At 63.2% G+C, this 22,268-nt stretch carries 19 protein-coding genes and 1 riboswitch; of the genes, 17 read left to right on the forward strand and 2 right to left on the reverse strand.

Annotation, left to right across the window (positions count from 1 at the left end; genetic code table 11):
• Positions 1 to 452: 452 nt before the first annotated feature.
• The 6 genes from AC0GUR_RS11835 (at position 453) to AC0GUR_RS11860 (ending at position 8,956) form a co-directional block, all read left to right on the forward strand.
• Positions 453 to 1,886, forward strand: a complete 1,434-nt coding sequence (locus AC0GUR_RS11835) for a sugar porter family MFS transporter (RefSeq protein WP_472877688.1) — start codon at positions 453 to 455, stop codon at positions 1,884 to 1,886.
• A gap of 621 nt (positions 1,887 to 2,507) precedes the next feature.
• Positions 2,508 to 3,899, forward strand: coding sequence for an ATP-dependent RNA helicase DbpA (gene dbpA, locus AC0GUR_RS11840; protein WP_472877689.1), 1,392 nt, complete (start codon positions 2,508 to 2,510; stop codon positions 3,897 to 3,899).
• 39 nt (positions 3,900 to 3,938) lie between these two features.
• A complete protein-coding gene (locus tag AC0GUR_RS11845; RefSeq protein ID WP_472877690.1) occupies positions 3,939 to 4,703 on the forward strand; it encodes a glutaminyl-peptide cyclotransferase in 765 nt (254 codons plus the stop codon).
• Between the two features lie 121 nt (positions 4,704 to 4,824).
• Positions 4,825 to 6,213 (forward strand): M20/M25/M40 family metallo-hydrolase, encoded by a 1,389-nt coding sequence (locus AC0GUR_RS11850; RefSeq protein WP_472877691.1) that lies wholly within the window; start codon positions 4,825 to 4,827, stop codon positions 6,211 to 6,213.
• 106 nt (positions 6,214 to 6,319) lie between these two features.
• A complete protein-coding gene (locus AC0GUR_RS11855; protein WP_472877692.1) occupies positions 6,320 to 7,231 on the forward strand; it encodes a DUF2167 domain-containing protein in 912 nt (303 codons plus the stop codon).
• 93 nt (positions 7,232 to 7,324) lie between these two features.
• Positions 7,325 to 8,956: a hypothetical protein gene (locus tag AC0GUR_RS11860; protein WP_472877693.1), complete on the forward strand. Its 1,632-nt coding sequence runs from the start codon at positions 7,325 to 7,327 to the stop codon at positions 8,954 to 8,956.
• Positions 8,957 to 8,973: 17 nt separating this feature from the next.
• On the opposite strand, the gene AC0GUR_RS11865 is transcribed toward AC0GUR_RS11860, so the two are convergent.
• A complete protein-coding gene (locus AC0GUR_RS11865; protein WP_472877694.1) occupies positions 8,974 to 9,678 on the reverse strand; it encodes an ArsR/SmtB family transcription factor in 705 nt (234 codons plus the stop codon).
• Between the two features lie 82 nt (positions 9,679 to 9,760).
• Between AC0GUR_RS11865 and AC0GUR_RS11870 the strand changes: the two genes are divergently transcribed.
• From AC0GUR_RS11870 to AC0GUR_RS11880, 3 genes are read left to right on the forward strand one after another with little or no spacing between them, the layout of a single operon-like run.
• A complete protein-coding gene (locus AC0GUR_RS11870) occupies positions 9,761 to 10,399 on the forward strand; it encodes a flavin reductase family protein (protein WP_472877695.1) in 639 nt (212 codons plus the stop codon).
• Positions 10,400 to 10,448: 49 nt separating this feature from the next.
• Positions 10,449 to 11,447, forward strand: coding sequence for an NAD-dependent epimerase/dehydratase family protein (locus tag AC0GUR_RS11875; RefSeq protein ID WP_472877696.1), 999 nt, complete (start codon positions 10,449 to 10,451; stop codon positions 11,445 to 11,447).
• A gap of 19 nt (positions 11,448 to 11,466) precedes the next feature.
• Entirely contained in the window at positions 11,467 to 11,799 is a 333-nt protein-coding gene (locus tag AC0GUR_RS11880) for a DHCW motif cupin fold protein (RefSeq protein WP_472877697.1), read from the forward strand.
• Between the two features lie 9 nt (positions 11,800 to 11,808).
• Here the strand turns inward: AC0GUR_RS11880 and AC0GUR_RS11885 are convergent, their stop codons facing one another.
• Positions 11,809 to 12,105, reverse strand: coding sequence for a hypothetical protein (locus tag AC0GUR_RS11885; RefSeq protein ID WP_472877698.1), 297 nt, complete (start codon positions 12,103 to 12,105; stop codon positions 11,809 to 11,811).
• A 173-nt stretch (positions 12,106 to 12,278) separates the two neighbouring features.
• Here AC0GUR_RS11885 and AC0GUR_RS11890 point away from each other — a divergent pair, with 173 nt between their 5' ends.
• From AC0GUR_RS11890 to AC0GUR_RS11925, 8 genes are all read left to right on the forward strand, one after another.
• Entirely contained in the window at positions 12,279 to 12,908 is a 630-nt protein-coding gene (locus tag AC0GUR_RS11890) for a YceI family protein (RefSeq protein ID WP_472877914.1), read from the forward strand.
• Between the two features lie 23 nt (positions 12,909 to 12,931).
• Positions 12,932 to 13,594: a glutathione S-transferase family protein gene (locus AC0GUR_RS11895; protein WP_472877699.1), complete on the forward strand. Its 663-nt coding sequence runs from the start codon at positions 12,932 to 12,934 to the stop codon at positions 13,592 to 13,594.
• 36 nt (positions 13,595 to 13,630) lie between these two features.
• Positions 13,631 to 14,161: an SRPBCC family protein gene (locus AC0GUR_RS11900; RefSeq protein ID WP_472877700.1), complete on the forward strand. Its 531-nt coding sequence runs from the start codon at positions 13,631 to 13,633 to the stop codon at positions 14,159 to 14,161.
• 441 nt (positions 14,162 to 14,602) lie between these two features.
• Positions 14,603 to 14,965 (forward strand): hypothetical protein, encoded by a 363-nt coding sequence (locus tag AC0GUR_RS11905; RefSeq protein WP_472877701.1) that lies wholly within the window; start codon positions 14,603 to 14,605, stop codon positions 14,963 to 14,965.
• Positions 14,966 to 15,221: 256 nt separating this feature from the next.
• Positions 15,222 to 17,294, forward strand: a complete 2,073-nt coding sequence (locus AC0GUR_RS11910; protein WP_472877702.1) for a M13 family metallopeptidase — start codon at positions 15,222 to 15,224, stop codon at positions 17,292 to 17,294.
• A gap of 109 nt (positions 17,295 to 17,403) precedes the next feature.
• Positions 17,404 to 18,258, forward strand: a complete 855-nt coding sequence (locus tag AC0GUR_RS11915) for an energy transducer TonB (protein ID WP_472877703.1) — start codon at positions 17,404 to 17,406, stop codon at positions 18,256 to 18,258.
• A gap of 71 nt (positions 18,259 to 18,329) precedes the next feature.
• Positions 18,330 to 19,193: a type 1 glutamine amidotransferase domain-containing protein gene (locus AC0GUR_RS11920; RefSeq protein WP_472877704.1), complete on the forward strand. Its 864-nt coding sequence runs from the start codon at positions 18,330 to 18,332 to the stop codon at positions 19,191 to 19,193.
• 122 nt (positions 19,194 to 19,315) lie between these two features.
• Positions 19,316 to 19,529, forward strand: a riboswitch (cobalamin riboswitch).
• 154 nt (positions 19,530 to 19,683) lie between these two features.
• A complete protein-coding gene (locus AC0GUR_RS11925) occupies positions 19,684 to 22,173 on the forward strand; it encodes a ribonucleoside-diphosphate reductase subunit alpha (protein WP_472877705.1) in 2,490 nt (829 codons plus the stop codon).
• Positions 22,174 to 22,268: the final 95 nt, after the last annotated feature.

Below are 22,268 nucleotides of genomic sequence, written 5' to 3' on the forward strand. Positions count from 1 at the left end.
GCTCTTGGCTCTTGGCTCTTGGCTCTTGGCTCTTGGCTCTTGGCTCTTGGCTCTTGGCTCTTGGCTCTTGGCTCTTGGCTCTTGCTCCCTCTCCCCTCGTGGGAGAGGGTTGGGGAGAGGGGGCACTCTTGCAAATGCCTTCCTTTAGCTGAGGCCTGTAGAAGTTCTTCCACAGAACCCCTCTTCTCGATTCGCCACTCCAAAAGGAAGGGTAAAGCCAAATGCCGTGACACGCCTACCTTACGATGTCGCATCGCACCAACATTCCGGGGCAAACATCCTAGAACCGTTCCACCTTTTCACCCTCCCACGCCAAACCCTCTAACGCACCGCATCATTCCCACCTTCCACCCCACAAGCTCGACAGCACCACCCCGTTGGTGCATACGTATTCAATCCTTCGAACCCGCTCCGCCATCGCAGAATCGCCGAACTCACATCGGGGAGAGGCAATGAATCTGAATACACCTTCGGCGAATGCCGTCGATGACCTCGGCCAGCATGCGACTGCGCGCGTGGTACTGATTGCAGCGGCAGCGGCACTGGGCGGTTTTCTTTTCGGTTTTGACACAGCAGTGATCAACGGCGCCGTCGATGCGGTGCGTGCCCACTTTGGCCTGGATGTTGGTCAGATCGGCTTTGCGGTGTCGTGCGCACTGCTTGGCTCTGCGCTGGGTGCCTGGTATGCCGGCCCGCTGGCGGACCGCTTCGGCCGTGTGCGCACCATGCAAGTGGCAGCGCTGCTTCTGGCCGTGAGCTCGCTGGGCGCTGGCCTCGTCGGCAGTGTGGGCAGCCTGATTTTCTGGCGCCTGGTCGGTGGCATTGGCGTGGGCGTGGCTTCGGTAATTGCGCCGACGTATATCGCGGAGGTGTCGCCGGCGCAGGTGCGCGGACGACTGGGTTCGTTGCAGCAGCTGGCCATCGTGCTTGGCATTTTCGCGGCGTTGCTCAGCGCCGCTTGGCTGCGTGGTTCCGCTGGTGGCGCTTCGCAGCCGTTGTGGCTCGGTCTGGCCGCGTGGCGATGGATGTTTCTGGTCGCCGTAGTGCCCGCGCTGATCTACGGTTCGCTGGTACTGGGCGTGCCGGAGTCGCCGCGCCATCTGGTGGCCAAGGGTCGCCTGCCCGAAGCGCGCGACGTGCTGCGCAAGGTCCTCGATATCCATAACGAAGCCGCGCTGGATACCAAGCTGCAGGACATCGAGCAGAGCCTGCGTTCGGAATACCGCCCGCGCCTGCGCGATCTGCGTGGCCCGCGTCTGGGCCTGTTGCCGGTCGTGTGGATCGGCATTCTGCTGTCGGTGTTCCAGCAGTTTGTCGGCATCAACGTCATCTTCTACTACTCCAACACGCTGTGGCACTCGGTGGGCTTCAGCGAAGCCGACTCGTTCTCCATCACCGTGGCCACCTCGGTGGTGAACGTGCTGGTGACGCTGGTGGCGATTGCGCTGGTAGACCGCATCGGCCGCAAGCCGCTGCTGGTCATCGGCTCCGCCGGCATGGCCGTCACGCTGGGCCTGATGGCCTGGTGCTTCTCGCAAGCCATCGGCAGCGGCGACAGCCTTTCGCTGCCCACGCCGTGGAACTACGTGGCGCTGGTCGCTGCCAATGCCTACGTGGTGTTCTTCGGCATGAGCTGGGGCCCGATGGTGTGGGTGCTGCTGGGCGAGATGTTCCCCAACCGCATCCGCGCCATTGCGTTGGCCGTGGCCGCCGCCGCGCAGTGGCTGGCCAACTTCGCCATCACCGCCACCTTCCCTGCGCTGGCGCAGGCGGGCCTGTCGTTCGCTTATGGTCTGTACGCCCTGTTCGCGCTGATTTCGCTGGTGTTCGTGGTGACGTCGGTGCGCGAGACGAAGGGTATGGAATTGGAAGATATGCAAGGGTAAGAGCCCATTCGTAATTTCCGCTGATTCACTCGAAGCCCCTGTGCCAGACCGGCATGGGGGTTTTGTTTGTCTGGGGCAAGAAGGGACTTGTTTCCCAAGTCGCATCGATGAGCCGGATCGCAAGATTGGCCCCTCACCCCAGCCCTCTCCCCGAAGGGGAGAGGGAGCAAAGGCGCGTAGCGCTCCGCATTAAGTCCTCGTCGCTGTGGCGCGTTGCGGTGTAGCCGGACCGCGTGTCGTGCGATCGTGACGATCCGGGCTTCGTCAGCGTCAAGGCTTTTATTCACCACGACGCCACGGCAACCCCGCTCTAAAGGCCGTTTTCTTTGGGTTACTTTTCTTTTGGGCCAGCAAAAGAAAAGTGACTCGAGCGCCGGCAGGGGATCGAAACGCCCGCCGCGTAGGCGGCACGCTGGCGGGATCGCCAACCAGTGCCAAGAGCAAAGTCACTGGATCCCGGCCTGCGCCGGGATGACGGTGAGGGGAACACGCGTTCTCGCGAGCACTCACCCCTCACCCCAACCCTCCTTCCCACGGGGACTACCTTCGGGTCGCCCGTCTGGTAGAGGGGACGTGGCGGCCCCCGCCGCGCCCACACCCCCTCCCATGCGATCATGTCGCATGACCGATTTCCGCACCCTCCCCCTCAAACCCGCCCTGCTCGCCAGCGTGGAAACCCTCGGCTACACCGAGATGACCCCGGTGCAGGCACTCAGCCTCCCCCCGATCCTGGAAGGCCGAGACGTGATCGCCCAGGCCCGCACCGGCAGCGGCAAGACCGCCGCATTCGGCCTCGGCCTGCTGCATCATCTCGACGTCGACACCATTCGCCTGCAGGCGCTGGTGCTCTGCCCCACGCGCGAACTGGCCGACCAGGTCAGCAAGTCCATCCGTAAGTTGGCGGCCAACATCCCCAATGTGAAGGTGCTGACGCTGTGCGGTGGCATGCCATTGGGCCCGCAGCTGGCCTCGCTCACGCATGATCCGCATATCGTGGTCGGCACGCCGGGGCGCGTGCAGGAACATCTGAAGCGCGGCAGCCTGCATGGTGGCGGCATCAAGGTGCTGGTGCTGGACGAGGCCGACCGCATGCTGGACATGGGCTTCAGCGACGCCATCGACGACATCGTCGGGCGCATCGCCAAACACCATCAGACCCTGTTGTTCTCCGCCACCTACGCCGAAGAGATTCGACAGGTGAGCAAGCGCCAGCAGCGCGATCCGGTGGAAGTGACGGTGGAAACACCGCACGACGAAGTGACCATCGAACAACGCTTCCACGAGGTGGAGCCGGCACAGAAGATGGATGCCCTCGCCCAGCTGCTGGGCAAAGATCAGGTCAAGGAAGAGCAGGCGCAGCACGCATTGGTCTTCTGCAACATGCGCAAGGATGTGGACATCGTCGCTGCCGAACTGGACAAGCGTGGTTTCACCGCACTACCCCTGCATGGCGATATGGAGCAACGCGATCGCGATGAAGTGCTGGTGCAGTTCGCCAACCGCAGCTGTTCCATTCTGGTCGCTACCGATGTGGCTGCGCGAGGACTCGACATCGCCGCCTTGCCGCTGGTGGTGAGCTACGACATCGCCCACGACCCGGACACTCATACGCACCGTGTGGGCCGCACCGGCCGCGCAGGCGAGGATGGCCTGGCCATCACTTTGGTCACGCCACGCGAGCGCCCCAAGGCACTCAACATCGAAGAGCAGCTGGGTCGCGCCCTGCCCTGGCATCCACTGAAGGTCTCGCCGTCGCGTGGCAAGCAGCTACATCTGGCGCCGATGCGCACGCTGGTGATCGATGCCGGGCGGCAGGACAAGCTGCGTCCAGGCGACATCCTCGGTGCCTTGACCGGCGATGCCGGCCTCGACGGCAAGAACATCGGCAAGATCGATGTGTTTGCCACCCGTGCGTACGTCGCCATTCGGCGTGATCTGGCGAACAAGGCGCTGGAACGCCTGCGCGCCGGGCGCATCAAGGGGAAGAATTTCCGTGTGCGTGCGCTGCACTGAGTCCACTTGCGAACCGCGCCCCGCCTCGAGGAAACCCGCTTGATCCGTTGGATGATCTGCGCGATGGCACTTGCCATCACCGCCACCGCCCATGCTGGCACGCCGGTCTACGGCTACCGCGTTGTGCATAGCTATCCGCATGACACCTCGGCCTATACCGAGGGTCTGTTTTACAAGGATGGCTATCTCTACGAGAGCACCGGCGAGGCTGGCGAATCCACCGTGCGAAAAGTGGAGCTCACCAGCGGCAAGGTCGTGCAACGTCACGACCTGCCCGCGCAGTACTTCGGCGAGGGCATCGTCGACTGGGGCCAGCGCATCGTGCAGCTGACCTGGAAGGATCAGCTGGGCTTCGTCTACGACCTGGCCAGCTTCAAGCCGCAGCGCACGTTCAACTATCCCGGCGAGGGCTGGGCGCTGACGCGCGATGACAAACACATCTACATGAGCGACGGCTCGCCGGTGGTGCGCATCCTTAATCCGGAAACGCTGGCCACGGTGGGCAGCATCATGGTCATGGAGAACGGCAAGCCGGTACCCAACATCAACGAGTTGGAGTGGGTGAAGGGCGAGCTCTACGCCAATGTGTGGATGACTGACCGTATTGCCCGCATCGACCCGGCCACCGGTAACGTGAAGGGCTGGATCGACCTTACCGGCTTGCTGGACACCAGCAAGCTGCCCGACCCCACCAATGATGTGCTCAACGGCATCGCCTACGACGCGCAGCATGATCGACTCTTTGTCACCGGCAAGCGCTGGCCGACGCTGTTCGAGATCGTGCTGACGCCGCCGGCGCACTAGCCCTTGCCTGCGGCGGGTCGCGCACGAGTGCGCCCCTACAGCAGATGCGCGCTGGGCTGACCATCGGCCCATCCCGGACGTCCAAACCACGTAGTAAGGTGCAGGCTTCACCACTTGCCGGATGAAGCCCGTGTCTCGCCAAACCCTCTGCCTTGCCGCATTGATCACCGCCACCTTTGCCGCCCAGGCAGCAGACCTGCCCGTAGGGCCGCGCGAGCAACCCTCGCTGCAGGCGTTGTCCACCGCGCCGAGCGAGGCGGAGCTGCGGGCCACCATCGAGAAGCTGGTGAGCTTCGGCACGCGGCACACCCTGTCAGATACCCAATCCGACACGCGCGGCATTGGTGCGGCGCGCCGCTGGGTGAAGTCGCGCTTTGAGCAGATCTCCAGGGAGTGCGGCGGCTGCATCGAGGTGGTGACGCCGTCGCAGGTGTTCACCGGCAAGCGCGTTCCACAACCGACCGAGGTAATGGATGTGGTGGCGATCAAGCGTGGCAAGGGTGACCCCAAGCGCGTGATCGTGATGACCGGCCATATCGATTCGCGTGTCACCGATGTGATGAATGCCACCAGCGATGCGCCGGGCGCCAACGATGACGCCTCCGGCGTTGCCGCATTGATGGAAGCGGCGCGACTGCTGTCAAAGCAGAATAACGACGCCACACTGGTATTTGCGGCGCTTTCCGGCGAGGAGCAGGGCTTGTACGGTGGCAAGGTGCTGGCCGACTACGCCACCGCACAGGGTTGGCAGGTGCAGGCCGATCTCAACAACGACATCGTGGGCAATAGCCACGGGCAGAACGGAGTGCTCGACAACACCACGGTGCGTATCTTCTCCGAAGGCACCAAGAGCAACGAGACGGCTGAGCAGGCCAAGTATCGCGCGTATCACGGCGGCGAGGTGGATTCCCCCTCGCGCAATATCGCGCGCTATATGGAGCAGATGGCGACGAGCTACATGCCCGATCTGCGCGTGCGCATGGTCTACCGTACCGACCGCTACAGCCGCGGCGGCGATCAAGTGCCCTTCCTCGAGGCCGGCTATCCCGCCGTGCGCGTCACCGAAGGCCACGAGGATTACACCCGCCAGCACCAGGACCTGCGCACGGGCGATGGCATCCACTACGGCGACACCGTCGACGGTGTGGACTTCCGTTATCTCGCCCGCGTAACGGCGCTGAACACCATCACCATGGCCGCCCTCAGCCGTGCACCCGCGCCGCCGACCGGCGTGACCACCGAGGGCGCGCTGGCCACGGACACCACCGTGCACTGGAAGAAAGTGCCCGGTGCTGCTGGCTACGTGGTGCACTGGCGCGACACCGTGGCGCCGCAGTGGCAGCACCGCCACGCCGTGGGCAATGTGGACCAGGCGGTGATCAAGGATGTGGTGATCGACGACTGGTTCTTCGGTGTCTCAGCGGTTTCGGCGGATGGCTACGAAAGCCCGGTGGTGTTCCCGGGCGATGCCGGCAGCTTCGAGCGCTCGCCCGCAGCGAAGTCGCCCTGACCAGAAGTGCCTGAATAAGCGATAAGATGACCCCGCCGCTGCGCCAAGGGGGAGCAGCGGCCGCATCGGGGGATGCGTATCAACGGACGATACCGAGGGTTTCTTCATGCTTCGCAGAACATTTCTGCCCGCTTTTGGGCTGCTCACTGCTTTTGCCCTGACCGCGCCTGCGCTGGCCGCCGCCGAAACGGGCGGCCACTCCATGACCGCAGAACAATTCGTCAGCTCGCTGCACCCGCAGACGGGCAGTGTGTCCCTTCCGGGCGCGCAGGCCACGCTGACGATTGCCGATGGCTACAGTTTTCTGCCGGCCAAGGACGCGCAGCGCGTGCTGACCCAGGCCTGGGGCAACCCGCCGGATGACAGTGTGTTGGGCATGATCATTCCCAGCACGGATGCGCATGCCGTGCTGCAGGAAAAGAACTGGGCCGTGGTGGTGAGCTTTGTCGACGAAGGCTATGTGACCGACCAGGACGCCGCCAAGGTCGACTACAACGACATGCTCAAGGACCTGCAGAAGGCGACCAAAGAGGAAAACCCGGATCGTCTGAAGGCAGGCTACCCCGCCATTGAACTGTTGGGCTGGGCTGAACCTCCGCACTACGACGCAGCCTCGCACAAGCTCTACTGGGCGCGTGACCTCCAGTTCAAGAAGGCCGACGGTTCTGATCAGGGTCACACGCTGAACTACGCCATTCGCGTGCTGGGCCGTAAGGGCTATCTCTCGCTCAACGCCGTGGCGCCGATCGGGCAGCTCGCCCAGGTGCGTGCCGATATGCCGGCCGTGGTGGAAATGGCCGAGTTCGACGCTGGCCAGCGCTACGCCGACTACAACTCCTCGACCGACAAGACCGCTGCCTACGGCATTGCCGCGCTTGTGGCGGGTGGCATCGCCGCCAAGGCAGGTCTGTTCGCCAAGCTCGGCGTGATGTTGCTGGCGTTCAAAAAGTTCATCGTGCTCGGCATTGCGGCCATTGGCGGCGCTTTTGCCAAGCTGTTCAAGCGCAAGCAAGCCTGATGATGTTTGCGCCGTGTGGCCCGGTGTCTCGGGCTGCACGGCGTTTCGCAGGCCAACGTGGGGTTCACTTCGACAGGGGGGAGAGAACGTTCCATGACTTACGCAGAGCCGCCGTTCCGGCGCCATGACCGCATCGAACCTCGCTGGGACGGCAGCATGCCACCGCCAGCGGCACGCTCACGCCGGGCACCGGCGGCCTCACTGCCCCGCTCGCCCTATATCGTCGCGCACTGGCGAGGCGAGTTGCCGATCTGGCAGTCGTTCTGGATCGGTGGCGCGCTGGTGGGCCTCGGGTTGTCGATTGTCGAAGCGGCCTTGTTGGAATGGATGAAGGCTCACCATCTGTCGTTGACGTGGCTGCTGGCGATCGCTTCGACCTACGTCGTGCTGCGGCTGATCATCTCGGTCTGGCAAGTGGTAGGCATTCTGCGCTCGGCCGCGATCAGCGGCAGCCGCTGGGCCGTGCCGGTGAATATTCTGATGGTGCTGGCCATTCTGGTGCTGGTCGGCAGCCTGCCGATACGAATCCACGAGCTGCAGGGCTTGGCGCACGGCGCTGCTGCACAACGGCGATTGAGCAATTTCACCGTCGTACCCGACCCTGTCGCGCACGCGATCATGGTCAGGGGCAATGTCGGCGTGGGCTACGCGGACGCGGTGATGGACGCGCTCCGTGCACATCCGGATGTGCATCGCCTGGTGCTTGAGAGCCTTGGCGGCGATGTCGACAACGCCATGCAACTGCATGACTACCTGGCCGGCCGGAAAGACATCGTGGTTGAAGTCGATCACGCCTGCGTGAGCGCCTGTACCGTAGTGTTTACCGGCGCTTCCGAACGCATCCTCTCTGCCCATGGCATGCTGGGATTCCACCAGATGCATTCGATGATCGACTCGCGCGTGTCCAAAGATTACGTGGACACCGAGCAACAGAAGTTCAAGGCCATGCTTTCCGCGCTCGGCGCCTCACCCGATTTCATTCGCCTGGCCTTTGCCAAGCAAGGCGACGAGTACTATTCGCCTGACGTCAATGTGTTGTTTGCCAACCACGTCATCACCGGCCTGCGCATCGATGACCGCGTGCTGGCCGAAGCACAGTGGCGTAAGGAGAAATTCCTCTATGGGTTCAGCCTCAACCCCAGCTCGCAGCCGATGGGCGAGGCACTCACGCTGATCCGTGATCAGTCACCTGGCATCTACAGCGCGTGGGTGACGCGCGACCAGCAGATCGAACAGGAATCCACCCGCACGCAGCGCCTGGCCGACTACAACACGTCGCTATGGCACACGCTGCATGCCGCGCGCACCGCGGCCATGCGGACAGCGACCGCCGATCACGTGCGGAGTTTTGCCATCGCCCGGCGCGACATGCTGATGAGCCTCAGCGAGAAGCTTTCCGCTGATGCCTGCGGACGCTATCTCGCGGGCCTTTCGTTCAATGCCGGCAAGGATGCCGACACAGTTTACGAGAACAACGGGCATAGCTATGTGAGCCTGTTGCGCGATAACGATCCCGCCCGCCAGATCCACGTCGACTGGGCACTTGGCCAGCGCGAACTGAGCCAGGTGAGCAGCCATGTCGCAAAATCGGTGCCGGTGCAGCCGGGAGTCAACTATCACGTGCAACTGTGCCGCCAGCAGGTGGCGCTACTCGATGAACTTCTGATGCTTTCACCGGTCGGCAGCGACATGGCGTTGCGCTCGCTATTTTCCAGCCCGATGTGAATCCATGGGGAGTCGCCTTAGTGCGACTCGTCCAGCCGCACACCCAGCTGGGCGAATCGGCGTAGTCCATCATCACTGGGTTGCAGCGCACGGCTGCTGCTGTGACGGCGCAGCCAACCCGCTGCCAATAGCGTGTCGGTCAGCGACACGCCCAGTGGGCCGCCGAGATGCAAGCGGCGTTCAGTCCAGTCGAGACAGCCTCGCCCGGCCAACGGGAGCAACGCATGGACGAGCGTCTCATCGAGTCCTGCCGACACCAGTGCGTCTGCACCGGCCTCCTGCAAGCGCATGCCTTCGCTCGCTGTATGCAGAAAACCGTGGCCCAACAGCGCATCGCACAGCCCCACACCGAGCCGCCCGGCCAGATGCCGGTAACACGTGCGCGCCATGCGCAGGCGACGATCGCCGCCTGAAGGATCCGGCAACACCGGGCGCGCGCGTGGCAGGGCAAGCGCCTCGATCAACGCGGCCACGTCATCGCTGGCCAGTCGGTAATAGCGATGGCGTCCCTGCTCATGCACCGCCAGCAATCCGCCTTCCAACAATCGTTTGAGATGCGCGCTGCCGGTGGCGGCGCCCACGCCTGCTGCGCGTGCCAGCTCGCCAGCGGGGCGCGAGGTGCCATCGATCAGCGCCAGCAACATGGCGGCACGTGCGGGTTCGGCCAGCAGGGCCCCGATCTCGGCGAGCTGGTAGCGGCTTGGGGAGACGGCATCGCTCATGGGTGCAGTCTAGCGCCACGTCACCAGCGATATTTCGTTGAGTGGCGAAACATGGGCGGTGAGCCATGAGGACACTGTGCCCATGGACATCTATCACACCCCCGAATCGCGCGTCATTCACCCCTCCATCCTATATTTCGGCACGCCTGTGGTGCTCATTACCACGCGCAATCCGGATGGCTCCACCAACATCACGCCGATGTCGTCGGCATGGGCGCTGGCCGATCGTGTGGTGATCGGTCTTTCCGGTGGCGGGCAGGGCCTGGCGAACCTGGAACGCGAACGTGAGTGCGTGCTCAATCTCGCCAGCGAAGATCTGTGCGAGGGCGTGGAACGCATTGCACCCACCACCGGTCGCACTCACGTACCTGCCTGGAAGCAAGCCATCGGCTATCGTCATGAAGCCGACAAGTTCGCACTAGGTGGTTGGCACGCGGCACCCTCCTTGTCAGTAAGCGCACCACGAATCGCGGAATGTCCGTTGCAGTTGGAAGCGCGTGTGCTGTTGATGGTCGATCGCCCCATCGAACCCTGGCAGGGCGACGCCGGTGGCTACGCCATCATTGAGCTGGAAGTGTTGCACGTGCATGCGCACGAAGAGGTCGTGGTGAACGGCACGCAGCATATCGATCCCACGCGGTACCAGCCGCTGTTCTATCTGTTTCGGCACTATGTGGGCCGCGGCAACGCGCTGGGCAAAACCTTCAAAGCCGAAGTGTGACGCGCGCAGGCCCGGTGATAGCATCGGCGCTCCCCTTAGTGCGAGCGCCATGGACATGCGCATGCTGGTCACGGGCAGTTCCGGTCATCTCGGCGAAGCGTTAGCCCTTACGCTGCGCGGGCTCGGTCATGACGTGACAGGGTTGGATATCATGGCAGGGCCCGCTACCACGCATATCGGCTCGATCAGCGACCGCGCTGTCGTGCGGCGACTGATGCCAGGCGTGAACGAGGTATTTCATCCGGCAACGCTGCACAAGCCGCATGTGGCCACGCATAGCCGCCAGGCTTTCATCGACGTCAACCTTACCGGCACGCTGAATCTGCTGGAGGAATCGGTGGCTGCCGGCGTGGAATCCTTTGTGTACACCAGCACCACCAGCGTTTTTGGTGATGCGCTGGTGCCGCCGCCCGGTGAACCTGCTGCGTGGATTACCGAAGAGGTGACGCCGGTACCCAAGAATATCTACGGTGTCACCAAGGCGGCCGCCGAGAACCTGTGCCAGCTGTTCCAGCGCAACCAGGGTCTGGCGACCATGGTGCTGCGCACGTCGCGCTTCTTTCCCGAAGAGGACGACAGCCGCGAAGCACGCGCCAGCTACGGAGACGACAACCTGAAGGTCAACGAGTACCTGCATCGGCGCGTGGATATTGAAGATGTGGTCAGCGCGCATTTGCTTGCCGCACGCCACGCGCCCGCACTGGGTTTCAGGCGCTACATCATCAGTGCCACCACGCCCTTCTTGCCGGAAGACCTGGCCGAGCTGCGCACCGATGCGCCGCGGGTGGTGCGTCGACGCGTCTCGGCCTACGAGATGGTGTACACGCAGCATCACTGGAAGATGACGCCGGGTATCGACCGCGTGTACGTGAATGCACGCGCCCGTAGCGAACTGGGCTGGTCACCGCGCCACGATTTCGCATCACTCATCGCGCGACTTCAGGCCGGTGACGATCTGCGCAGTCCGCTGGCGCGAAAGGTGGGTGCCAAGGGTTACCACGCAGAATCCTTTGGCGATGGGCCCTACCCCGTCGACACCCAAATCTGATCAGAGGAGATACCCGTCCGTGAAGATCCCAGCGCTGCCGTTCACGCCCACCCAATGGGACCAGCTACCGGTCACCGTTCACCCCGGGGAGACGGGCGAAGCACACTGGCGTACGTTCGCTGTTGGCGACCTGCGCGTGCGCACAGTGGAATACAGCCCGGGTTATCTCGCTGATCACTGGTGCGATCGCGGTCACGTGCTCTATGTATTGGATGGCGAGCTGCACACCGAGTTGAAGGACGGCCGCCGCTTCGTGCTGACCGCCGGCATGAGTTATCAGGTGTCCGATTTCGGCGACGCGGCCCATCGCTCGTCGACACCCACCGGCGCCCGGCTGTTCGTCGTCGACTGACGCGAGCAGCTAACCGACGATAGTCACCACGGCGGCCAGCCATATCGCCACGACGCCGATGGCGAATGCACGCCGGGCAGCAGGAATGCGCTCGGCGCCCTCTTCCGATACGGGGGTGGTCGCGATCCACGGTACCGACGCCAGTGCGCCGAAGCTGATGAAGGCCAACACCGTCGCCAGCACGTCGACGAAGCGCCATGGCGCCGGCTCGTGCACGCCCCACCAGGCGAGAAAGGCCATGCCCATGGCGCAAAGGCCGGCGGAGGCAGAACACAAACCGACGACGGAACCTACTGGCGCACGCATGGCACGTATCTCCGGTGGCTGCCGCATTGGGAACGGAGATTACACCCTGTCTTCAAATGACATGAGTGACGATGTCGAAATCGGGGTGGACCGTTCGTCATGAGGTGGAGCGCGGGGAAAACACCCGTGCCCCACGCCTTATCCCATCTCACAAGGAGTTGACGATGCATCCCATGAACGGCCTGAGCCGGCACCTGATCGGACCCGCGCTGCTGATGGCCCTGACGGCCAGCAGCGCAGCCGACGCCGCGACCTATTCCATCGATCCTATGCATACCTATCCGAGCTTCGAGGCCGATCACTTCGGCGGGCTGTCGACCTGGCGCGGCAAGTTCGATAGCACCAGCGGCAAGATCACCCTGGACAAGGCCGCCGGTACAGGCACGGTCGACATCACCGTGGATACCGCCAGCGCAGACTTCGGCCTCGCCGATTTGAACAAGGAGGCGCGCGGCCCCAACCTGTTCGATGTGGCCAAGTACCCGAAGGCCACTTATCGCGGCAAGCTCACCGACTTCGTCAACGGCGCCCCCACCAAGGTGACCGGCGAGTTGACACTGCACGGCATTACCAAACCGCTCGATCTCACCATCAACTCGTTCAAGTGCATGCAGCACCCGATGTTCAAACGTGAACTGTGTGGTGCGGACGCCATCGCCAGCTTCAAGCGCGATGACTTCGGCATGGACAGCGGTAAAGCCTATGGCTTCAAGATGGACGTCTTGCTGCGCATCCAGGTGGAAGCACTGATCGACGACACCAGCAACACCGGCAAGGTGGCGCTGGCTCATCCCCAACACTGATCTTGCTCGGACGGTACAAGCCCATGTCACTCACGCTCTATATGCATCCGCTCGCGTCCTACTGCCACAAGGCACTCATCGCGCTGTACGAGAATCACACGCCCTTCCGGCCGCATCTGGTCGACCTGGGCAATGCCGAGGCACGCGACGCCTACTACAAGCTGTACCCCATCGGCCGTTTTCCGCTTCTGCACGACGATGCGCACGATCGCCTGGTGCCCGAGTCGAGCATCATCATCGAATACCTTGACCAGCACTATCCCGGCCCGGCGTCGCTGATACCTGCCGATGCGGATCTCGCACGGGAAGTGCGTCTGCAGGATCGCTTCTGCGACATCTACCTGCATGACCAGGTGCAGAAGATCATCACTGATCGCATTCGCCCTGCGGGTGCACACGATCACTACGGCGTCGCGCAGGCGCGTGATCGCCTGCATGTGTCCTTAGGCTTGCTCGAGAAGCGCATGGCGGACCGCACCTGGGCCGTCGGCGACGCTTTCAGCATGGCCGATTGCGCCGCCGCGCCGCCGCTGTTCTTCGGCAATCTGCTGATACCGCTGGAAGAGGAATACCCCAACAGCGCGGCCTATCTGCTGCGCCTGATGCAGCGGCCCTCCTACGATCGCGTGCTGAAGGAAGCCGAGCCCTATATGCACATGGTGCCGAAAGAACCGGCCGAAGCCTGACGCAAGCCTGCGCCCCTTATCCCCTGGAAACTCATCATGCTTATCGCACTCGTCATTATTTTGCTGATCTTCGCCATCGTGGTGGTGCTGGCCGCGTCGCGCCCCAGTCGCTTCACCATCCAGCGCTCGGCCACCATCCAGGCGCCGCCGGAGCACATCTTTCCCCTCATCAACGATTTTCATCACTGGCAGTCATGGTCGCCGTACGAGAAGAAGGACCCGGCCATGCAACGCAGCTTTGAAGGCCCGGACGCCGGCACCGGCGCCGCCTATGGCTGGAACGGCAACAAGAACATCGGCAGCGGCCGCATGGAGATCAGCCTGTCCACGCCGTCATCGCGCGTTGAGATCAAGCTGGAGTTCTTTACGCCGTTCAAGGCCAGCAACACCGCTGAGTTCAAGCTGGAACCGCGCGGCACCACAACCCAGGTCACCTGGGCGATGCACGGCGAGTCGAGCTTCACCCACAAGTTAATGGGCATGCTGTTCAACATGGACAAGATGATCGGCAAGGACTTCGAAGAAGGCCTGGGAAGCCTGCGGTCTATGGTGGAAGCAAAGGCCTAAGCACGGCCTCCCCCATTAAACACACTTCCACCTACCCCTCACCGTCATCCCCGCGAAGGCGGGGATCCAGTGTCTTTAGCTGGCGCAGAGGGAAGCCGAAAGGCACTGGATCCCCGCCTTCGCGGGGATGACGGTGAGGTCGCAACGAGGAATGCGGGAAATCGGAACCGCCCAAAGAATCGAAAGCCTCAAGACCCGGTTTTGCCCGGCATTTCCTTTCGCCTAACTGACAGTCGCCTACGCAATTCCTGCTTGCGGCTGAACAAAACCAGGCACGCGCCCCAACGACGTCAACCGCGCACACGCAGCCTCGTTTTCCGCCCTGAGCCACCCATTCAAACGGGTGGCGACAGGGGCAAGTGCTCTTAACTTCACGGGGTGGAACTCCCCAAAGAGAGCTTTGCTCCGAAACAACTCACCCGGAGCCAAGGATTCATAACCATGAAGACCCAGATGACGTCGCGTTTCAGCCTGATCGCTTTTTCGATGGCCGCGGTGCTCGCGAGCGCCGGCGCCATGGCGCAGTCCACCTCGCCGGAAAACATCCCCGGGCACCCGCGCGTTTCCGAGGTGAACCAGCGCCTGGAGAACCAACAGGACCGCATCCAGGCCGGTGTGGCCGACGGCCAGCTCAACGCCAAGCAGGCCGCGCGTGACGAGAAGCAGGACGCCAACATCGCCGCACGCGAAAGCCGCGATGAAGCCCAGCACGGCGGCCACCTGACCAAGCAGGAACAGAAGAACCTCAACAAGTCGCTGAACCAGGACAGCAAGCGCATCCACAAGCAGCGTGCAGCTGGCTGATCCGGCCGCATCTCGTGTGACACCAACGGCCCGGCAATTGCCGGGCCGTTCTTTTTCAAATCACCGAGACGCGCTTCAAATGGCTCGTCATCCCAGCGAAAGCTGGGATCCAGTGCCTTGCGTCTTGCGTGTGAAAGTCGCTGGATCCCAGCTTTCGCTGGGATGACGAGTAAAGCGCCGAGGACACAACTTCCAGCACTGGCAACACCCTGCCGGCGTGCGAGTATCCGGGCACTCAACCAAGGCGGGAGGGCTTATGGTCAAGCGGATACTGGCAGTGGCTTGCGTGAGTGCACTGATCATCGGCGCGGCGCATGCCGCTGATCCCACCGCGGGCAAGCCGCAATACGGTGCCTGGGGCTTTGATCAGGCGGGTGCCGACACCCACACCAAGCCCGGCAATAACTTCTTCCGCTACGCCAACGGCACCTGGCTGGACCACACGCCGATTCCGGCCGACAAGCCGGCGGTGAGCCTGCGGCTGGCCATGACCGACCTCACCGAGCAGCGCCTGCACGACATCATGGAAGCGGCGGCCAAGGGCAACGAGCCGGCCACCACGCTGGAAGGCAAAGTCGGCGCGTTCTATCAGTCGTTCATGGACAACGCCCATATCGACGCATTGGGCGCCAAACCCATCGCACCGCAACTGGATGCCGTGCGCCAGGCCGGCACGCGCGATGCACAGGCCGTGCTGATGGGGCGCACCAACACGGATTTCGAAGGTTCGCTGTTCAGCGTCAACTTCGATATCGACCTGAAGAACACCAAGCGTTACGCGGTGTATCTCTCGCAGGCGGGTCTGGGCCTGCCGGATCGCGATTACTACCTGAAGCCGGAGTTTGCCAAACAGAAGGCGGCTTATCAGACGTATGTGGCGCGCCTGCTGACGCTGGCCGGATGGCCGGCACCGGAGGCCGCCGCCAAGGATGTAGTGGCGTTCGAAACCGCCATCGCACAGGCCAGCCTCAGCAAGGTCGAGCAGCGCGACCCCGTGGCCATGTACAACCCCATGAGCCTTGCCGACCTGAAGAAATTGGCGCCGGGCTTCGCCTGGGCCGACTTCCTGAAGTCATCGCAACTGGGCGACCTCACCTCGGTAGTGGTGATGGAGAAAACCGCGTTCCCGCAACTTGCCGCGCTGTATGCCAAAACGCCGGTCAGCACCATCCAGGCATGGCAGGCGGCACGCATCGCGGACAACGCTGCGTATTACCTCTCGCAGCCGTTCCAGGACGCGTACTTCGAGATGCATGACAAGACGCTGGCTGGGCAACAGCAAATCGAGTCACGCTGGAAGCGCGGCGTGCACGCCGTTTCGGGCGGCGACTGTGGCGTCGGCGAACGACTTTCCTGCTTCGGCAATCTGGGCTGGGGCGTGGGCCAGCTGTATACGGCCAAATACTTTCCGGCGTCGTCGAAAGCGAAGATCGAAGAGCTTGTCGCGAATCTCAAGGCCGCCTACCGCGTGCGCATCGAGAAGCTGGACTGGATGAGTCCGCAGACTCGCCAGGAAGCGCTGCGCAAACTCGATACCTACACCATCAAGGTGGGCTACCCCGATCACCCGCGCGATTACGCGAACGTGGAGATGCGCGGTGATGACCTCATCGGCAACGTGTTGCGCGCTGCGCAGGCCGACTGGTCGTTTTACGTGAACCGCCTGCATGGCCCGGTGGATCGCAGCGACTGGAGCATGACGCCGCAGACCAACGACGCCTACAACGGCTCGCTGCGCGACATCGTTTTCCCGGCGGCCATTCTGCAACCGCCGATCTTCGACCCCAACGCCGACCCGGCCATCAATTACGGCGCCATCGGCGGCGTGATCGGCCACGAGCTGACCCACGGCTTCGATGACGAAGGTCGCAAGATTGACGCGGAGGGTGCGCTGCGCGACTGGTGGACACCCGCTGATGCCAAGGCCTTTGACGAACGCGCGAAGAAACTCGGCGCGCAGTACGACGCGTTCGAGCCGCTGCCCGGCGTGCATATCAACGGCAACCTGACCATGGGCGAAAACATCGCCGACCTTGGCGGCCTCACGCTGGCACTCGATGCCTATCACGCATCACTGCACGGCAAGCGCGCGCCGGTGATCGATGGCCTTAGTGGCGACCAGCGCGTATTCCTCGGCTGGGCGCAGGCGTGGCGCGGCAAGCTCACCGACGACGCCATCCGCCGCCAGGTCACCAGCGACCCGCATTCGCCGCGAACCTTCCGCGTCAACGGACCGGTGCGCAATATCGATGCGTGGTATCAGGCGTTCGAAGTGCAGGCGGGGGACAAGCTGTTTCTGTCGCCGTCGGATCGTGTGCGGATCTGGTAATCGCTACGCTTTTCCGCGTACCCATTTCCAGACCGTAGTCGCCGACGGATACGCTGTCTCCACGGCATGTGCTCCCCTACACTAGGGGGCACATCAGGGAGGGTCAAATATGCGTAAGTTGCTCGTGGCCGCAGTGTTGGCCGGCGTTCCATTCATTGCCATCGGCAAGCAAGCCGAAGATCCGCGCAAGCGGGCCGAGGCCACCATGCTGGTGACCGGCACGGTGGACGTTGACCCTGATGGCAGCATCCAACACCTCGTATTGGATAAGCCGGAGAGCCTTCCCAAACCGATCGTTGACCTCGTGCAAAACACGGTTCCGAAGTGGAAGCTCGAATTCACCGCGCCACCCGCAGAGAAGGTAACGCAGAAGCTAAGTTTGCGCCTGATCGGGCGCAGCCAGGATGCCGATCACATGTCGATCGCCATCGTCAGTGCGCAGTTTGACGACGCACGGCTGCCGGATGAGGAACACGTTCGCTCCGACCACCGTGTAGCTCCAGCCTACCCGGGCGAATCCGTGGCTGCCGGTGTGTCAGGCACCGTCTACCTTTTGGTACAGGTGGCTCGTGACGGCCATGTGCGTGAGATCTCGGCAGAACAGGTGAATCTGCGCACTTACGGCACGGAAGCGCAGATGGCCGTACACCGCAAGTATCTGGCTGATGCTTCCATTAGGGCCGGAAAGAACTGGACCTTCCATGTCCCCACTCAGGGCGTGGAAAAAGACGCACCCTACTGGCTGGTTCGCGTACCTGTGAACTTCACCCTGAAGGGCGCTGGCATGGAGCGCTATTCCGGAGAGAAGTACGGTCAATGGGAAATTTACATTCCCGGCCCGCGCCAGGACGTGCCATGGATAAAGGATCGTGCCGTACTTGCCGAAGCACCGGATACCACCCCCGACGGTGCCATTCATCAGCTTGGCACGGGCCCCAAGCTCGCCTCCCCCGTGGGTAGCTGAGCGACCGTCCTCGCACTGAGCTCGCAGCAGGCACTACGCTGTGGTGCCCTTTGCCATCGGGACACGCCAGCGTGGCCAGCGTATTGATTCCACTGCCTCACCGCGACTTCGATCCCAGCGAAGTCGCCGTGCCGTGGCGAGTGCTCACCGAAACCGGACATCGCGTGAGCTTCGCTACGCCGGACGGCCAACCCGCCAGCGCCGATCCCATCATGATCAGCGGTGAAGGGCTGGATCCCTGGGGCTTCGTCCCCGGCTTGCGCAAGTTGACGTTGTTCGGCCGGTTGCTGCGTGCCAATGCCGATGCACGGCGCCATTACGCCGCACTAGTGAAAGACGCCGCGTTCAACGCACCACTGCGTTGGGATGCTGTCGACCCGGCGCGCTTCGACGGCCTGCTATTGCCGGGCGGCCATTGCGCGCGTGGCGTACGCGAATACCTGGAGAGCGAGCGACTGCAGGCGCTGACCGCCACCTTCTTCGCTGAGGACAAACCCGTGGCAGCGATCTGCCACGGCGTGCTGGTGGCGGCGCGCAGCCGTGGCATGGATGGCCGCTCGGTGCTGCATGGCAGGCGCACCACCGCACTGACCTGGGCGCTGGAGAAATCCGCATGGTCGCTGACGCGCATCACCCGCTTCTGGGACCCGGACTACTACCGCACCTATCCGGACGGCGCCGGCAACCCGGCGGGTTATATGTCGGTGCAGCAGGAAGTCACCCGCGCCCTCGCCCGCCCCGAGGATTTCCTCGACGTTCCTCGCGACGCGACACACTATCGCCGCAAAACCTCCGGATTGGTTCGCGACAGCGATACCGACGACACCCCGGCGTTCGTGGTGCGCGATGGTAACTACCTCTCGGCCCGCTGGCCGGGGGATGTGCACCGCTTCTCGCGCGAGTTCGCCGCCCTGCTCGGCCCGTCGGGCACCTGACCCTCGGGCCGACCGGGCCCGAAAATTTCCTATCCGCGGCTAAGCCCGTTTCCCGGCTCGGCTTTTCCGGGTTATCCACGCGAAATCCACAATCTATTGGGTTGACCCGTCTGGGTTGGCCCGATATGTTGTGCCCCGTCGGTGCCACTCTCAGACCCATGGTCGGAATGGCTTAAAACGGGAATCCGGTGGAAATCCGGGACTGCCCCGCAGCGGTAAGCGGAAACGAAAGCCAACAACGCACTGGCCCTCAGCGGCTGGGAAGCGGGAGCGAGTAGGCGGGTCGAAAGACCCATGTCCGCGAGTCCGAAGACCTGCCGACAGCCGTGGCTATGCCCCACGGTGAGTGGTGACGGCTTCCGCGGGGAAGCGCGTCGATGCGCGGGGCGCCATGCCCTGCTGCTCGACCGTCCGCGAAACCTCACCCTCTTTCTTTCAGCCCTGCGCGCGGGAGCAGGCGGTTGATGACCAAGCTTGGAGCGAAGTCGCCATGCAACCTATTGATACCACCGGCCGCGAACGCGACGACGCTCGCGGTGATGCCCCCGTTTTCTCTGCCGACACCGTGGTGGCCGATACGCCGCGCACGGAATCCCCGTTTGCACTGACCCCGCCCCACAACCCCGGCCAGATGCGCGTGACCAAGCGCAGCGGCCGCCAGGAAGTGGTGGACGTGAACAAGATCGTCCGCGCCGTCACTCGCAGCAGCGAAGGCTTGTATGGGGTCGACCCCATGCGCGTGGCGCTCAAGACCATTGGCGGCCTGTACGACGGCGCCACCACGCAGGAGCTGGACCAGCTCTCCATCCGCACCGCCGCCGCGCTGACGGCGGAGGAGCCCGAGTACGGCCAGCTGGCTGCGCGCCTGCTGGGTGCGTTCATTGACAAGGAAGTGAGCGGCCAGGAAATCCAGAGCTTCTCGCAGTCGATCGCACGTGGCGCGGAACTGGGCATCCTCAACGATCGCCTGCGCGACTTCGTTGCCACCAACTCGCGCAAGCTCAACGACGCCATCGATACGCTCGCCACGCGCCGCTTCGAGTACTTCGGCCTGCGCACCGTGTATGACCGCTACCTGCTGCGTCATCCGCAGCTGCGCAAAGTCATCGAGACGCCGCAGCACTTCTTCATGCGCATTGCCTGCGCACTGGGCGGCAACGAGATCGGCGAGACGCTGGAGCTGTATCGCCTGCTCTCCTCGCTGGAATACATCGCCAGCTCGCCGACGCTGTTCAATGCAGGTACCGCACACGAGCAGCTCAGCTCGTGCTTCCTGCTCGACTCGCCGTCCGATTCGCTGGAGTCGATCTACGAGAAGTACGGCGATGTCGCCAAGCTCAGCAAGTTCGCCGGTGGTATTGGCCTGGCCTATTCGCGCGTGCGTTCGCGCGGCTCGCTGATCAAGGGCACCAACGGCCACTCCAACGGCCTGGTGCCGTGGCTGAAGACGCTGGACGCCTCGGTGGCGGCAGTGAACCAGGGTGGCAAGCGCAAGGGCGCGGCCTGCGTGTACCTGGAACCGTGGCACGCGGATATCGAGGAATTCCTTGAGCTGCGCGATAACACCGGTGACGAAGCCCGCCGCACGCACAACCTCAACCTGGCCAATTGGATTCCCGACGAATTCATGCGCCGCGTGGAGATCGATGGCGAGTGGTCGCTGTTCGATCCCAAGATCGTGCCGCACTTCGTCGACAGCTGGGGCGAGACGTTCGAGCGCTCGTACCGCGAGGCAGAAGCCGCAGGTTTGGCGGTGAAGAAGGTAAAGGCGCGCGAGCTGTACGCCCGCATGCTGCGCACGCTGGCCCAGACCGGCAACGGCTGGATGACCTTCAAGGACCGCAGCAACGCCACCAGCAACCAGACGGCGAAGGCGGAGAACGTCATCCACCTGTCGAACCTGTGCACCGAAATCTTGGAAGTCACCAATGCCGATGAAACGGCGGTGTGCAACCTGGGCTCGGTGAACCTGTCGCGCCATGTGGTGGACGGCCAGTTCGATTTCGACAAGCTCGCGGCCACTGTGCGTACAGCCGTGCGTCAGCTCGATCGCGTGATCGATCTGAACTTCTACCCGATCGCCACCGCCAAGACTGCCAACAGCAAGTGGCGTCCGGTGGGCCTCGGTGTGATGGGCTTGCAGGACGTGTTCTTCAAGCTGCGCCTGCCATTCGACTCAGCCGAAGCACTGGCATTGTCCACGCGCATCGCCGAAGAGATCTATTACAACGCGCTGTCGCAGTCGAACGAACTGGCGATGGAGCACGGTGCGCACCCGGGCTTTGCCGAAACGCGCGCTGCCAACGGTGAACTGCAGTTCGACTACTGGGCCAACGCCAAGCCGAACGATCAGGCCCGCTGGGATGCGCTGCGCGAATCCATCAAGGCCAAGGGTCTGCGTAACTCGCTGCTGATCGCCATCGCACCGACTGCCACTATTGCTTCCATCGCAGGCTGCTACGAGTGCATCGAGCCGCAGGTGAGCAACCTGTTCAAGCGCGAAACCCTTTCTGGCGATTTCCTGGTGGTGAACCGCTACCTGGTGGAAGAGTTGAAGACGCTCGGCCTGTGGACCGCTGACGTCCGCGATGCCATCAAGCTGGCGGAAGGCTCCATCCAGGGCATCGGCGCGATTCCGGAACGCCTGCGCACCATCTACCGCACGGTGTGGGAACTGCCGCAGAAGGCACTGATCGATCTTGGTGCTGCGCGCGGCGCGTACATCGACCAGAGTCAGTCGCTGAACCTGTTCATGGAAAACCCGAACATCGGCCAGCTCAGCTCCATGTACATGTACGCATGGAAGTCCGGCATCAAGACCACGTACTACCTCCGTTCGCGTCCGGCGACCAAGATTGCCAAGACGACTGTCTCGGCGGCTCCGGTCGCCAAGCCTGCGCCGGTGGTGGATCAGGAGCAGGCGACTGCCGCCGTGTTCTGTTCGCTGGAGAACCCGGAGTACTGCGAGGCGTGTCAGTAATTCGGGGAGTCGTTCCAGCGAGGAGCTCTTCAACAGCTGAAGAGCTGGTCAAGCTGGAACCCAGTGCCTTTTCGCCGCGTGGAGAAGGCACTGGA

Source organism: Dyella sp. PARNA 12/25 (assembly GCF_055702865.1).